At 45.2% G+C, this 13,102-nt stretch carries 15 protein-coding genes; 8 read left to right on the forward strand and 7 right to left on the reverse strand.

Going from position 1 to position 13,102, the window contains the following annotated elements; genetic code table 11:
- Window positions 1–36: 36 nt before the first annotated feature.
- Together ACSQ8O_RS12080 and ACSQ8O_RS12085 are read right to left on the reverse strand one after the other, a co-directional pair.
- Window positions 37–1,161, reverse strand: a complete 1,125-nt coding sequence (locus ACSQ8O_RS12080; protein WP_056616459.1) for a phosphodiester glycosidase family protein — start codon at window positions 1,159–1,161, stop codon at window positions 37–39.
- A 118-nt stretch (window positions 1,162–1,279) separates the two neighbouring features.
- Window positions 1,280–1,942: a helix-turn-helix domain-containing protein gene (locus ACSQ8O_RS12085; protein WP_436241768.1), complete on the reverse strand. Its 663-nt coding sequence runs from the start codon at window positions 1,940–1,942 to the stop codon at window positions 1,280–1,282.
- A 205-nt stretch (window positions 1,943–2,147) separates the two neighbouring features.
- On the opposite strand from ACSQ8O_RS12085, the gene ACSQ8O_RS12090 reads away from it, so the two are divergent.
- From ACSQ8O_RS12090 to ACSQ8O_RS12110, 5 genes are all read left to right on the forward strand, one after another.
- Complete coding sequence (locus tag ACSQ8O_RS12090) at window positions 2,148–2,570, forward strand: disulfide oxidoreductase (RefSeq protein WP_436242000.1); 423 nt, start codon at window positions 2,148–2,150, stop codon at window positions 2,568–2,570.
- An 89-nt stretch (window positions 2,571–2,659) separates the two neighbouring features.
- Window positions 2,660–3,652 (forward strand): polysaccharide deacetylase family protein, encoded by a 993-nt coding sequence (locus ACSQ8O_RS12095; protein ID WP_436241769.1) that lies wholly within the window; start codon window positions 2,660–2,662, stop codon window positions 3,650–3,652.
- A 112-nt stretch (window positions 3,653–3,764) separates the two neighbouring features.
- Window positions 3,765–4,574, forward strand: a complete 810-nt coding sequence (gene racE, locus ACSQ8O_RS12100) for a glutamate racemase (RefSeq protein ID WP_436241770.1) — start codon at window positions 3,765–3,767, stop codon at window positions 4,572–4,574.
- Window positions 4,575–4,698: 124 nt separating this feature from the next.
- On the forward strand, window positions 4,699–5,574 hold the full coding sequence (locus tag ACSQ8O_RS12105) for a M14 family metallopeptidase (protein WP_436241771.1): 876 nt from the start codon (window positions 4,699–4,701) through the stop codon (window positions 5,572–5,574).
- Between the two features lie 99 nt (window positions 5,575–5,673).
- A complete protein-coding gene (locus ACSQ8O_RS12110) occupies window positions 5,674–5,886 on the forward strand; it encodes a hypothetical protein (RefSeq protein WP_056616437.1) in 213 nt (70 codons plus the stop codon).
- Window positions 5,887–6,436: 550 nt separating this feature from the next.
- Here the strand turns inward: ACSQ8O_RS12110 and ACSQ8O_RS12115 are convergent.
- On the reverse strand, window positions 6,437–6,604 hold the full coding sequence (locus ACSQ8O_RS12115; RefSeq protein ID WP_162261632.1) for a hypothetical protein: 168 nt from the start codon (window positions 6,602–6,604) through the stop codon (window positions 6,437–6,439).
- 247 nt (window positions 6,605–6,851) lie between these two features.
- Window positions 6,852–9,098, reverse strand: coding sequence for an FAD-dependent oxidoreductase (locus ACSQ8O_RS12120; protein ID WP_436241772.1), 2,247 nt, complete (start codon window positions 9,096–9,098; stop codon window positions 6,852–6,854).
- 120 nt (window positions 9,099–9,218) lie between these two features.
- Here ACSQ8O_RS12120 and ACSQ8O_RS12125 point away from each other — a divergent pair, with 120 nt between their 5' ends.
- A complete protein-coding gene (locus tag ACSQ8O_RS12125) occupies window positions 9,219–9,998 on the forward strand; it encodes a helix-turn-helix domain-containing protein (RefSeq protein WP_436241773.1) in 780 nt (259 codons plus the stop codon).
- A 55-nt stretch (window positions 9,999–10,053) separates the two neighbouring features.
- Here the strand turns inward: ACSQ8O_RS12125 and ytvI are convergent, their stop codons facing one another.
- Genes ytvI through ACSQ8O_RS12140 form a run of 3 tightly spaced genes read right to left on the reverse strand, consistent with a single transcriptional unit; the run spans window position 10,054 to window position 12,331 of the window.
- A complete protein-coding gene (ytvI, locus tag ACSQ8O_RS12130) occupies window positions 10,054–11,166 on the reverse strand; it encodes a sporulation integral membrane protein YtvI (RefSeq protein WP_056616428.1) in 1,113 nt (370 codons plus the stop codon).
- An 18-nt stretch (window positions 11,167–11,184) separates the two neighbouring features.
- Window positions 11,185–11,931: a type I methionyl aminopeptidase gene (gene map, locus ACSQ8O_RS12135; protein ID WP_056616425.1), complete on the reverse strand. Its 747-nt coding sequence runs from the start codon at window positions 11,929–11,931 to the stop codon at window positions 11,185–11,187.
- A gap of 40 nt (window positions 11,932–11,971) precedes the next feature.
- Window positions 11,972–12,331 (reverse strand): winged helix-turn-helix transcriptional regulator, encoded by a 360-nt coding sequence (locus tag ACSQ8O_RS12140; protein ID WP_056616422.1) that lies wholly within the window; start codon window positions 12,329–12,331, stop codon window positions 11,972–11,974.
- A gap of 220 nt (window positions 12,332–12,551) precedes the next feature.
- On the opposite strand from ACSQ8O_RS12140, the gene ACSQ8O_RS12145 reads away from it, so the two are divergent.
- Both ACSQ8O_RS12145 and ACSQ8O_RS12150 read left to right on the forward strand, forming a co-directional pair.
- Window positions 12,552–12,854 carry a HesB/IscA family protein gene (locus tag ACSQ8O_RS12145; RefSeq protein WP_056616419.1) on the forward strand — a complete coding sequence of 101 codons (303 nt, stop codon included), beginning with the start codon at window positions 12,552–12,554 and terminating at the stop codon, window positions 12,852–12,854.
- On the forward strand, window positions 12,854–13,075 hold the full coding sequence (locus tag ACSQ8O_RS12150) for a DUF1450 domain-containing protein (protein WP_028556521.1): 222 nt from the start codon (window positions 12,854–12,856) through the stop codon (window positions 13,073–13,075). Before ACSQ8O_RS12145 ends, ACSQ8O_RS12150 begins: the two co-directional genes overlap by 1 nt.
- Window positions 13,076–13,102 lie beyond the last annotated feature (27 nt).

Consider the following 13,102-nt stretch of genomic DNA (forward strand, 5'->3'; position numbering starts at 1 on the left):
GAGCGCTCCTTCTAGGAGTACTCTGCTTCTTTGTTGTTACCATTTGGAAGGATCAATTTTACTAATATCCAGCCCTTCCCAAACATTCTTGATATCAGCGGTTTCAGGATGATCGAAAAGCAACCATGCAGTAGGGAGATAGCGTTCTCCGTATTCACTAGAAGGTTTATTAATAATAGCATTATTGTGAACCAGCACGGTTGATGCGCCACCATCCAGGTTCGCCGCGGTAATTGCGCCATGCGCTAAGAAAATTTCCTGCACATCATAGAGCGTTGCACCTATACTGTGCGTTTGTCTGCCATCAATAATGGCGAATAGAATCGCTCCGTCCTTCGTTTGAGCCATGCACGTTCGCGGTGCGATACCCCAGCCATCTGCTTGACTTTTGACTTGGCCAACACCATTGACGATGAACCGAGGGCTGAAGGAGACGGCTTCTTGCACGCCCATTTCGAGCAGCTCAGATACTTTGTATTTTCCTGAAATCATTCGGCCTTGCTTATCAATCCCAACGATCTGTACAGTACCGTTCATACCCTTGTCATTGTAGAAGATTTTACCTCCTGAGATGACAACGCCTTCGGGTTGAAAGCCATTGCCTTCCCAGTTCGGGTCAATAAATCCACCGCCATTCACACCGAGGATCGCCCCGGTACGTTTGACCATGGAGGATACTTTCTCCCCTTTACCTGCTTTCTCTGGCACTGCTATGCGAAGCTTGGTAGGGTCTGAAATGGTTACAAGCTTACCTTTGAAATTGGGACCCGAAATATTCTCGATGGTGACTAAATCTTTTTTTACTGGGGCTACTACTTCGGTAGGTGTGTAGGATGGCAAAGGTGCGATTTCTACAAGTCCTAAATCCTTCTCTGTACCCATTTCGTCAAAGCTTTTCGTATATGCGGCTACACGTTTCTGCAACTCGGATGTGCCAATTAAATATTTGGCCCAATCCCGATGCTGTGTGGTGATGATGGTATCGGCCATCATGAAACGCAGGCTCGACCCTGAAGCAGTCAGGAAAAACCAGCTTAAACCTAATATTGCTAGAACGGTAATCGTAAGGACTGTATACGACAAAAAGCGTATTCCAGCAGAACGTTTGCGCTTTACGCGGGCTTGCAAAGTAGTCTGGGTGGTTGTTTGTTGAACAGCCATGCTTAGGCATCTATCCTCTCTAACACAAATCAAGTCCACACTGTCAACTAATAAGACGAAAAGAAAGGAGAATAAGTTTCAGAATTCCCTGAAATTATCTCCTTTTTTTGTAAAATGCTTAATTTTGTCGTTGAAGTGAAGCCAGTAGAGAGTCTTTACCCGTGCTTTTTTCAAATTGATATTCAAGATCGTTCCCTGCATGATAGGCGACACTGCGTAAAATAAGATCATGGTATTTCTTCTGGCGCAGGGCAGCAATCGTCACGCTCAGACTCACACCTAGCGGATCGAAATATAGTTTACCTGCTTGTGCATCATATTTCTTAACGTGAGATAAATTGACGAATAGATCCGTATCCATTTTCTTAAACCCTTGATCTTCTAGTTGGTCTAAGAAATGACTGAAATCTAATAGTGACTGCATGGGAATCGTGCGATTACCGATCCGTGTATGATACGTCATTTCGGTAGATCCAATTTCTATAAAAAGGATGTCTGCTAGGGGCAGTGTCAACGGTGCCGATTGACTATCTGGGATACCTTTTTCAAGATATCCAGCTTTCTCCATAAGATCTGTATACGAAAACTTATAGGCATCCGACAGTTTCTTTAATGTGACAGGGGATGGCTTAATCTTTTCATTCGTCGAACGGTTACGTTCTAATTCTAAATCTCGAATATAGGCATGGGACAGGCCACTCTTGTTGGCAGCTTCACGTAAGGACATCTTTCCACGTAAGCTCTCCAAAAATTTACCGAATCCTTCAAATTGCTTCATCATAGGAATCCCTCCATATGTTAATTGTAATTGAATTAGCTCAAAATAGAAACGTTTATAGCACTTATTGGTACTAATTACCTGAGTAGAATGTGAACATCTTATATGATTCGTAAGTAAATTGCGAATTTGGTAGGTCGCGAGAATCAATCCCGTGACTTCTTACTTCTATTTTTTTATAATAGGGGAGTAGAAAGGGGACGATTTCATTATGTTTAAAAAATGGTTGAGAGACAACGGCATGCATATATCATGGCTAGTTGCCTTAGTTGCGACACTAGGAAGCTTATATTTTTCGGAAATCTTGCATTTTGCACCATGCAAACTTTGCTGGTATCAGCGAATTCTTATGTATCCATTGGTCGTAATTCTTGGCATTGCAGCTGTTCGTAGAGATTACAAATTAACTATCTACGTGTTGCCGTTAACGATTTGGGGAGCATGCATCTCCATCTATCATGTTTTATTACAAATGGGTGTTTTCAAAGAAACGGGTACAGGTTGCGGTCCCATTGCTTGTGATACCGATTATTTAAACTGGCTTGGATTTATTACGATTCCGATGCTGGCAGGAACAGCGTTTATCCTACTTACCGTTCTACAATACTTGACTTATCGCGCTACAAAATAACCCCGAAAATCAATCGTTAGGCAGGTAATTTGTCATTCACTGTCGAATAGGGTGGAAGAAGAATCCATTCCCATCTCGAGGTGTATCTCATGATTAAACATACCCATAAAGCTGCACTGCTGATCGTACTGAGTGTTTCGTTGGTCGGTTGTGCAGATATAAGCCTAACTGCTCCTGTCGGCACGGAAGCGGCTTCCAAAGCCAGTCCAGTTATTTCTCCTAGATTTTCGCCAACACCTTCTCCCACACAAACCGTTAAACCATCACCAACAACGACACCTGCACCAACTCCACAGCCAACGACTGTGCCGAGTGCGTCACCAGCTACACCGACACCTAGTGCAACGCCTAAAGCCACAGCTGATCCTGCTAAAACGAAACCTTTGCCAGCAGATCGAACACCTTATTCCTGGTACTATATGAAGAAAAAAACAGGGCAAGTTCCTGATTTTCCGCATGAAACCAAATCCTTTACGAGTGACCAGAAAGCGGTCTGGGTTGGGACAGGGAAAAAGGTCTATTTAACCATTGATGCAGGAGGACCGCTCATTGAGGTTGATCTCATGCTGAAATCACTCAAAGAGAACAATGTGAAAGCGAACTTTTTTATCACAGGAAACAACATCAAGAAGAACCCGGACTATTTGAAAAGGATTGTGGCAGATGGTCATTATGTAGCGAACCACACCATGACACATACGGATTTTAATGACTTGACGGATGATCAGATACGCAAGGAAATTAAGGATTTTGAAGTCGTCTATAAGCAAATCACCGGTAAAGAGGTCGGGAACTATTTCCGTTTCCCTTACGGGCACTATAATGCTCATAATTTAAGTTTGGTTTCTGACATGGGCTATACTTCTGTGTTCTGGTCTACAGCCATGCGTGATTGGGAGCCTAGAGCGAATGGCGCTGAGGATCCGTACAACGATATTATGAATAATTTGCATGATGGTAACGTGATTTTGATGCATCAGGGTTCTATTGAGAACATGCAGGCGCTGGATCGGATTTGTAAAGAAATCAAAAAGAGAGGGTATGAATTCGGACTTGTAACCGAGCTTCAGCCGAAAAAGTAAGAAGATTAGGTCCAAATCTGTGTAGTACTCTTGGTACCTTTAAGCTTGGCCGCACATATCCTAACCATGTGGTTTATATCAATTCATCAACCGGCAAAGGAAGCGGATATGTGTGCAGCAAGCGATAGCCGTACTGGACTCCGGAGTCGGAGGGTTAACTGTTGTAAAAGAAATCATGAAACAGCTGCCGCATGAAAAGGTCATTTATTTTGGAGATACAGCCAGGAGCCCTTACGGCCCCCGACCTGCTAGTGAAGTTCGTCACTTTACTCGTCAAATTGTAGACTACTTACTTCAGTTTAATCCCAAAATGATTGTGATTGCCTGTAATACGGCAACTGCGGTTGCGATTGAAGACATACGTGCGCGTGTCTCTATTCCTGTCGTGGGCGTGATTTTACCAGGAGCTAGAGCAGCAATCAAAATGACTCGAAGCGGTATGATCGGTGTCATTGGCACAGATGGAACGATTCGCAGCCAAGCGTATGAAACGGCGTTGAGGCAGATTTCGACAGATATTCATGTATATAGTGAGGCGTGTCCTTTACTAGCTCCATTTGTTGAGAGAGGACTTTTTAGTAGTGATCGTGCTCATTCCATCGTGGAACAATCCCTGAGTCCTTTGAAAGATAAGCCGATTGATTGCTTAATTTTGGGATGTACCCATTACCCATTTCTGATGGAATCCATTTCTCAAGTTATGGGGCCTAAAGTGACATTAATTTCTTCGGCCGAAGAGACAGCCAGAGATATAAGTACGATCCTTTCTCAGAGAAGCATGCAAACGAAATCCAATGAAATACCGGTTCATCAGTTTTTCTGCAGTGGTACGCCAACTGTTTTCCGGCAGATTGCGGAGAATTGGCTCAAGGAATATATTTCTATTATGCCTGTCGTGTGGCAGGTGCCGACTATTATTTAAGTGAACGAAATAGACCCTTATGGGTCTATTTTTATTTCATCTCGCGAAACTGAGATACCGCATGATTCCTGCGATCAAGGCATAAGCATAGCCATATGAAAGAAGTAAAAAGGCAGGTGGTTGTGTGTTAGGATATGGCTATCAGACATTAGCCCAGGAGTTGAATCGTTTAGGCAAAATATATCCATTTTTGCAAACGGCGTGTATTGGCCAAAGTGCGATGGGGAGGGACATTCATGCGCTGCGTATCGGGCACGGTACGAAGGAAATCCATTTCAATGCAGCCATGCATGCGAATGAATGGATAACAGCCCCCTTGCTGATGCAATTTGTTGAAGACCTGGCATGTGCGTATGCAAGAGGGACGGCATGGCAGGGGCGTAATATTAGACGTATTTTGTCAGAGTATGCCTTGTGGGCCGTGCCTATGGTCAATCCAGACGGGGTTGAACTTGTTTTACATGGACTGCCCGAGGAACATCCGCATCGTGAAGCATTGTTGGCATGGAATAAAGGGTCTTTATCGTTTATAAATTGGAAAGCGAATATACGCGGTGTAGACCTCAATGATCAATTCCCTGCCCACTGGGAAGAAGAGAAGCTGCGAAGAGAACACGATGGACCCGGTGAACGTGATTATGGCGGTGAAGCTCCGCTATCTGAACCGGAAGCCGCGGCATTGGCCGAGTTCACCGAGTGTCATGACTTCGAGCTTGTCGTTGCCTTACATACACAGGGAAGAGAAATTTATTGGAATTACCGTGATTATGAACCAGCTGAAGCTGAAACACTTGCAGAGCGATTGGCATTAGCCAGTAATTATGAAGCTGTGAAGCTTACAGGCAGTGACGCAGGGTATAAAGATTGGTTCATTCAACAATTTCGGCGACCAGGCTTTACAGTCGAGGTAGGGTTAGGGGTAAATCCGCTGCCTGTGGAAACCTTTGCTTTACTTTATGAGGAAGTCGTTCCAATCTTATTGACGGCTTTGGAATTATAAACTCAAGACAAGTTTCTTCAACTTGCTTGCCTTCGCTACGAACCGACTTTGCCCAGACTTCATATACTGAGGAAAGGAAGCTGTTGGGGAGGCGTGAACATGGCACCACCTAAAGGTAAAGGCAAAGTTGTTAAGAAGAAAAAGGAACTTTCATCCCGTGCTCAATACACGATGAGGATAGTTGAATCTGCCACTTGTTCGGTGTGCAAAACACCTTGTGCAAGGGGCATGCGCTATCTGGATATGATGTCACAGCCTGGGGCTGTCGGCAGAGGTGTGCCGTGTATTTTGACACGTAGGAAAATCAACTAACCAGGATCCGCCCCTTGGAGGGGTGGATTTTTGTCTTTTAACTACTCTCAACAATCCGAACAAGCGCAACACCAGCACCTCGCGCAACACCCTCAGCACCCGCAACTCACGCAACTCACGCAACTCACGCAACACCCGCAACACCCGCAACACCCGCAGCACCCGCACCTCCCGAAACTCCGACAACTCCCTCGAACTCCTAGTAACCCGCCGACTGTCACGAATAGATGGATTTTATGTAGCTAATTCATTAGAATATCGGCCGGAATCACGTTTAGATGGATTATATACAGTTAAATAGCTGCGTTTTTGCAAATAGGATCGGATGAGGCCAAATTAACTACCTATTTTCCATCTAAATTGAATATTGAGGCAGATTTCTCTAGAATAGCTGTACAATTTCCAGTTAATTCATTTTGCAATGACCAGCGACTACGGGGGGCGAGGGGTAGAAGATTACCGTTGATGCCGATATTGCACTGTAGATCCCCCCAGAACATCAATAAAAAGCCCCACGAGATAATCTCGCGGGGCTCCATATGTGTATGAATTAATGGTTTGGTGTGAGTAATTTATCTGCTAAAGATTGTTTGAGCTTCTTCATTGCGTCTGTCTCAAGTTTGTTGCTTTGGGCAAATTTCGTTCCAGTTAGTGCAAGCGCTTCCTTAACTGTCATTTCAACACGAATAATTTCTTCGCCATGCGGAATTTGTAACATTTTTCATCACTCCTATGTCAGCTTTTAAAAGCGAAAACCTTGATTCTACGCACTTTTAATATAACACATCATGTAAGGTTAAACAAGAGCAAAGCGAGCCTATTTTTCAAATAATTAAGGGGGCTTGTCCGAGTGCCTTAACACCCATACGAGCAATCAAAGTGGGAGGACCAACATTCAAGTCAGCATAAAAAAACCGATCTCAACCATGAGGCACATGGCGATATCGGTTCTTTCATTCACTATTTTAACGATAACAACGTAATTCCACGATTTCTACATGCGCAGAGCCATTCGTTGACGCCACTACGACACGCAGACGGTTCGTTGATACAGCGCTGTCTAACACATGAACATGGTGCCGAGTATGATTGTTAGTCGCCTCAACAACCGCTGTCCATGATTCCCCAACCCAAGCTTGCACTTGATAATCTTTAACGAGCTCAGGGATGATTTCGAATTCGGTACGATGGTGATGCAAGTTAATTAGATCCTCGTTGACATCATCGTTGAACGTTACATGCACTTCCCTAATGCTATGAGTTTCCGTCCAGCTGGCTTCGAGCCATTCCTCAGCACCACTACCTCCAGCGGAAGACCACAGATGCGGGCTGCCGTAAGGCCGTTTATGTCCGTCTGCTGCTTTCTCAGCCGCGAAGGCGGAAGTAGGCGAGAGAAGTCGGAAGCAAATCGGCTTCCGAAGGAAGCCTCTTGGACTCCAGTCAATCACCGGTTGATGATGGTACATATCCCCGAAATCTACGGTATCCGCTGAAGTTGCATCATGCTTGAAGGATAGCACGCCAGACTGCGGACGACTCGACAGATGAACGGATACAGATGGATTACTTTTAAGAATGATGAAGGCATTCTGAGCATGCTCAGGTTCCCATTGCAAAGCAGCAGTGACCCATTGCTCAGATCCCTCACTAACGGGCACGACAACCGATGAAACCAAAGCATGTGGGACATAATTCTGCGGCTTCCCTGTGTTCCACAGCTCGACAGTAAGCTCTGTGGCAGCAGTAGCGTCGATGAATAACGCAATGCCATTTATAAATGGATCTACAGGCACTAGAAGCGCTACATGTGTGTTCAAAGGATAAAGACCTGCCGACTGCTCCAAAGCAAGCTCTGTCAGCGTACTAGAGGCCGTCAAAGCCGCACTGCGCACGAGATCTGCCTCATCCGTATTCGCTACACCGAGAATCGACGCATCCTGTCGCAGCAGCGTCTGCTGAAGCTCGCTCAAGTGCTCGCTATGCAGCTCGCGCGGCGAGATCCCTTTGGCTGCGCAAAGTGCGGCGCCAGTGCCCGCAGCTTCGCCAATAACCGCACATGTCGCCATGACACGTGTTGTACCGAAAGCAACGTGGGACGCGCTGATATTGCGTCCACCCATGAGCATATTCGACACGTTGGTCGAATAGAGGGAACGGAACGGGATATGGTAGGAGCCATCCATATGCATATGTTTAGAACCTTTGGCAGTGGCATACATGCCTTGCGGTGGATGCAAATCAATGGACCAGCCACCGAAGGCGACGCGATCCTCGAACAGTTCTTGGGCAATCACGTCATTTTGATTCAAGACGTAGTCCCCTACGAAGCGACGGTATTCCCGTTTCCCTGGAATCGAACCGATCCATTCCAAGGTTAGATTTGCGCTGTCAAATTTCCCAGAGTTTTTGATATAATCCCAAATCCCATAGATAACGGAGGAGAGTTCATCTCGAATTCGCTCATTATCATGGACGGTGTCATGCTCGCCGCCCCATTCAATCCACCAGTAAGCGCAACCATTATCGCCACTGCGGATGACACGTTTCATGGGAATTGAAGTTTGCGTGATATCTTTAGCAAAACTCGGTGCGATATATTTCACGGGACGACCGGCATCCTTGGTGTAAAAGAGAAGCGTGCTTCCTAGTGTGATATCATCTGGCACGAGTGGTGCCCATTCTTCGTTAAATTCATGTTGAGCTTCGCGGCCAATACGGAATTTAGCACCTGCTAGGAAGCCAACGAGGCCATCCCCCGTACAATCGAGGAAAACACGACTTTTGAAACGAATTCTTCGTTCCGAGCCCATCATCCAACCTGTGACGGCTTGAATGGTACGATGGTCGTCATCGCCTGACGCATCGACCTCATGCACATCTGTGTTGAGGAACAACGTAATATTGGGCTCAGCTTTTACTTTCTCAAGCACAACCAAATCCCAGATATAAGGGTTGCCATCGATATTGCGATATTGATTCTCGACAAATAGTTCACCCATAATACCGGTTTCCCGAGCGTTACGATGGACACCATGGGAAGTGGCACCACATACCCACACACGTATTTCACTGCTTGCATTTCCGCCAAGAACAGGCCGATTTTGGACTAGAGAAACAGTTTGACCTAATCGGGCTGCAGCAACTGCGGCGCAAACCCCAGCCAAGCCACCGCCAACGACGGTGATATCAGATGTAACGATTTCATGCTTCATTATGAGCACCTCACTAGTATTAGAATATCCATGATTTCATTTTAAAATAGGTGATATCCTTTTAACATACAGTGAGTTACAATTAGCATATACTTTATTTCGTTAGATGGAGAGTGAGACATGACCTATCGCGATCCAGCCTTGAAACTCTTATCTCATGTGTATTGGCATCAGAAAAAAGAGTTTATGTTTGAACGTGATGACTACCCATGCTGGACGTTATTTGCGGTGGAGGAGGGGAGCTTCTTTTATGAAATTCGTACGGAGCAAGGTGAGGCTAGATTCGGAGATCTGGTGCTTTGCCCCCCTCGAACCGTGTATCGTAGAAAAACGATCGAGCCGCTGACTTTTCATTTTATACAGTTTATAGGGGAGCCCCATATGGAACAAGAAGCTACTTGGACGGGAAAGCTTTCCGTACAAGATCTGCCGCGCTTGACATCCAGTTATCGCTATTTGCGAACTTTGCAAGGGTGGGATGAAGAGAGTACACAGCATAAACTGCACCTTGTGAATGATCTCTTCCGAATGGTACAAATGGAGAGGATGATCCAGGAGAGTCCCCCTGAGACCATCATGGATGAACAGATGGACCAAGCACGGAGCTTCCTTACCGATCATGCCTACGGCAATCTTTCGATGTTAAATTTGGCTCAGCAACTAGATTTGACGCCTGTTCAATTTACGCGTAGGTTTCGAAAAGCCTTTGCCCAAACACCAACAGAATTTATTAATGAATTGCGGTTAACACGAGCGAGGCATCTATTAGAAAGTACGACATTCACGTTGGACGTGATCGCGTCCCAATGCGGGTATGAGAATGGCTTTTATCTAAGTCGTGTGTTTACGAGCAAAATCGGCATGGCCCCCTCGATCTATCGCAGCATGCATCGGGTATAACGACTGGCGGCCAAAAGCAAAAGAGCTAAGCGATTGAACTCGCTTAGCTCCTCTTTCAATTGCCCGTATACGGCAGTTTTCCTTCGGTATATTCGTTCTCAGGCTTACGGATCCAACGCTGTAAATATCCTTGCGTATGTAAGGCTTTGATCAGAATGATCAGTACCGGCGAGAGAATCACTCCGGCTACTCCAAAGAGGGATAGGGAGATAATCATAAACGCTAAGGTTGTAAATGCGGATACCCCTAAGGATTCACCTGTGATTTTGGGTTCCATAATTTGTCTGACGAGAATCACGACGAGGAGCAGTGAACTTAGCCATATGGCCAGCGTCGTATTGCCAACGATGAACAAGTAGATAATCCACGGGATGAATAAAGTGGAAACACCGAGCAAGGGTAGGACATCGAAAATCGCTGACAACAACGCGATAGAAAATGCATTATTGACATTCAGTACGAGCAAGGCAATAAAAACAACGATGAACGTTAATGTGATGAGCTTGGCTTGTGCTTTTACGTAAGATACGATCCCCTTCACGACATTTTCTTTGAGAAAAAAGAAGGCGGACTTGAAGGTGTTCGGTGTTTGCTCACTTGCAATACGTTTCCAAGATTCAATTTCGATGCTTAAGAAGTATGCGAGAATAATGCCGACGATGAAATTGAACATGAACGTGGAGAAGGAGGTCAGGGAAGCGACCAAACCTGATAAAAAGGCGACGAGGAACGTAGACGCTTTGCCAGCAAATTGGCCAGCATAATCTTTGGCTTTGCCAGTCACATCCTCGGGCAGGGCTTGGAATCGATCATTTAACTCAGCAATCCGATGAATGATTTGCTCATTGAAAATCGCTGCGTAGTCATCGATTTTATCCACGAGGCTCATAATCTGACTGGTGAAGATGACGACTGCCCCAGCCAACGCACCTAGGATGATCAAGACGAAAACCAAGGTGGAAATGGCGGAGGCAAGCGATTTACGCATGCCTTTGCGATTCAAGAACCGAGCCAGGGGCTCGATCATCATGAAAATAATCAAGGCCAAGAAGATTGGCGTGGCGATGGCGTACAAATAACTGAATAACAACATGAATAAGTAGACGGTTAATACGATGAGCCCTATGTCGAATACCGTTCGCCAATATTTCTTGTAAAAAGAAAGCATCCCTTTTCCTCCAGATCGTTATTGTTCAGTTAAAATAATCGGTCCGTTACTTGTGATGGCAATCGTGTGCTCATATTGTGCAGAGAGGCTGCCATCGTACGTTCTAGCTGTCCATCCATCTTGGTCAACTTTGGAGTGATATTTACCAACATTCAACATCGGTTCAATGGTGAAAACCATGCCTTCCTTGATGCGCGGCCCTTTGCCAGCCGGTCCATAATGCGGAACTTGGGGCTCTTCATGCATCTCGGAGCCGATTCCGTGACCGATGAAGTCTCTAACAACGGAGAAGCCGTGCGATTCCGCGTAGACTTGAATAGCGTTGGCGACATCGCCGATCCGATTGCCGATGACAGCTTTTTCAATACCTTTATATAAGGAGTCCTTGGTAACTTGCAGGAGTTTCTCAGCAACAGGTGAAATCGTACCTACCGCGTAAGACCAAGCGGAATCTGCTAACCACCCATCGACCCGAACGACCATGTCAATCGTAACAATGTCACCATCATTGAGCGGCTCTTTCTTTGGGAAGCCATGACAAATAACGTCATTTACCGAAGCACAGGTTGCGTAGGGATAGCCGTGATACCCTTTTTGCTCAGGTGTAGCACCATGTTTGGCCAGAAAGCCTTCGACAAATTGATCGATTTCCCACGATGTAATGCCCGGGCGAATCATTTTCGCGATTTCTTTATGGCAATCGGCAAGGATTCGGCCTGCTTTCCCCATGGCTTCAATTTGTTCTTTTGTTTTAATAGTAATCATCAAGTTTCTCTCCTCTTCAGCTAGCTTCCCTAATTGTTCATTATGTCCATTTTGCTGACCAAAGCTTCATCTCTCTAATAATTTGATGCAGATCCTGCCCTTTTGGTGTCAAGGTATACTCAACTGTAACAGGAACTGTAGGGAACGCCATGCGCTCGAGAACCCCATGTTCTTCCAGATGGCGCAAAATATCCGTAAGGGATTTGGGACTGATGCCCGTAATTTGGCGCTGCAGCTCTCCGAAACGCTTCGTTCCACAGAATAATTCACGAAGTACAAGAAATGCCCATTTCCCGCCAATAACCTCCAAAGTTCGTTCGACGGAACACTCGATTTCTTTGGGGATTTTGGGAACATAGTTGCTAAGTGGAGCGACTTTTTCATTTTCAAGAGTGGACATGAGATCGCTTCCTTTCATCAAAATCGTGTAGGGTACTTACTTTTAGGTTAGTTAGTTAACATTTTGTAATAAGGGATTAATACTCATACTACTATGTATTTTAAAGTTCCTTATGGAATTTGGCAATAGAAGGGCAGAATAGGACAAGGTTGATTTCATGCGCTAGATTCTTTACAATAGAGTTAAAATTAAAATTTATTGTTTCAGGAGATGTGTACATATGAATGTCAAAATTTCTCGTAATGCAGCAAAAGTACTTCAATTGGAGCTCAATAAAGAAGAAAACCAAGGTTTGTTGGTTCGCGTACAAGTGACGCATAAGCATGGTGATCATGCTCACTATGGTTTGGGTCTTGATGATAAAACAGAAAATGATGTTGTGGTAAACACGGACAAAGGAATTGATGTTTTGTTAGATCAATCCGAGCCGCTTCTAGACGGTATCCGTATCGACTACTTCTACACACCAGAGGAAGGCTTCATGATTACTAACCCAAGTAAGGGGAATCACGGAGACCACTAATGCGGAATGATATTCGCATTTGTGATAAATGCAAACACATGAAGGTGAAATCGGCGCTTGCCAAAATAAGTGCCATTGCACCGGATACGGAAGTCAAAGTTGCGTGCAAATCGTACTGCGGTCCATGTTCGAGATTCGCATTCATCTTTATTAATGGCCGTTACATTACGGGCGCAACCGAAGACGAAGCCATCGAAAAAGCAAAAAAATACGTGAAATGATTAAAAAAGCATCCGTCCAATGGGACA

This window comes from Paenibacillus sp. LjRoot56, from assembly GCF_964253335.1.
In the GTDB taxonomy this organism is placed as follows: Bacteria; Bacillota; Bacilli; order Paenibacillales; family NBRC-103111; genus Paenibacillus_E; species Paenibacillus_E allorhizoplanae.

Bases quoted from the DNA above. Each gene is read 5' to 3' on its own strand.
- ACSQ8O_RS12080 (WP_056616459.1), bottom strand. From the start codon at position 1,161: ATGGCTGTTCAACAAACAACCACCCAGACTACTTTGCAAGCCCGCGTA.
- ACSQ8O_RS12085 (WP_436241768.1), bottom strand. From the start codon at position 1,942: ATGATGAAGCAATTTGAAGGATTCGGTAAATTTTTGGAGAGCTTACGT.
- ACSQ8O_RS12095 (WP_436241769.1), top strand. From the start codon at position 2,660: ATGATTAAACATACCCATAAAGCTGCACTGCTGATCGTACTGAGTGTT.
- ACSQ8O_RS12110 (WP_056616437.1), top strand. From the start codon at position 5,674: ATGGCACCACCTAAAGGTAAAGGCAAAGTTGTTAAGAAGAAAAAGGAA.
- ACSQ8O_RS12115 (WP_162261632.1), bottom strand. From the start codon at position 6,604: ATGTTACAAATTCCGCATGGCGAAGAAATTATTCGTGTTGAAATGACA.
- ACSQ8O_RS12120 (WP_436241772.1), bottom strand. From the start codon at position 9,098: ATGAAGCATGAAATCGTTACATCTGATATCACCGTCGTTGGCGGTGGC.
- ACSQ8O_RS12125 (WP_436241773.1), top strand. From the start codon at position 9,219: ATGACCTATCGCGATCCAGCCTTGAAACTCTTATCTCATGTGTATTGG.
- ytvI (WP_056616428.1), bottom strand. From the start codon at position 11,166: ATGCTTTCTTTTTACAAGAAATATTGGCGAACGGTATTCGACATAGGG.
- map (WP_056616425.1), bottom strand. From the start codon at position 11,931: ATGATTACTATTAAAACAAAAGAACAAATTGAAGCCATGGGGAAAGCA.
- ACSQ8O_RS12140 (WP_056616422.1), bottom strand. From the start codon at position 12,331: ATGTCCACTCTTGAAAATGAAAAAGTCGCTCCACTTAGCAACTATGTT.
- ACSQ8O_RS12145 (WP_056616419.1), top strand. From the start codon at position 12,552: ATGAATGTCAAAATTTCTCGTAATGCAGCAAAAGTACTTCAATTGGAG.
- ACSQ8O_RS12150 (WP_028556521.1), top strand. From the start codon at position 12,854: ATGCGGAATGATATTCGCATTTGTGATAAATGCAAACACATGAAGGTG.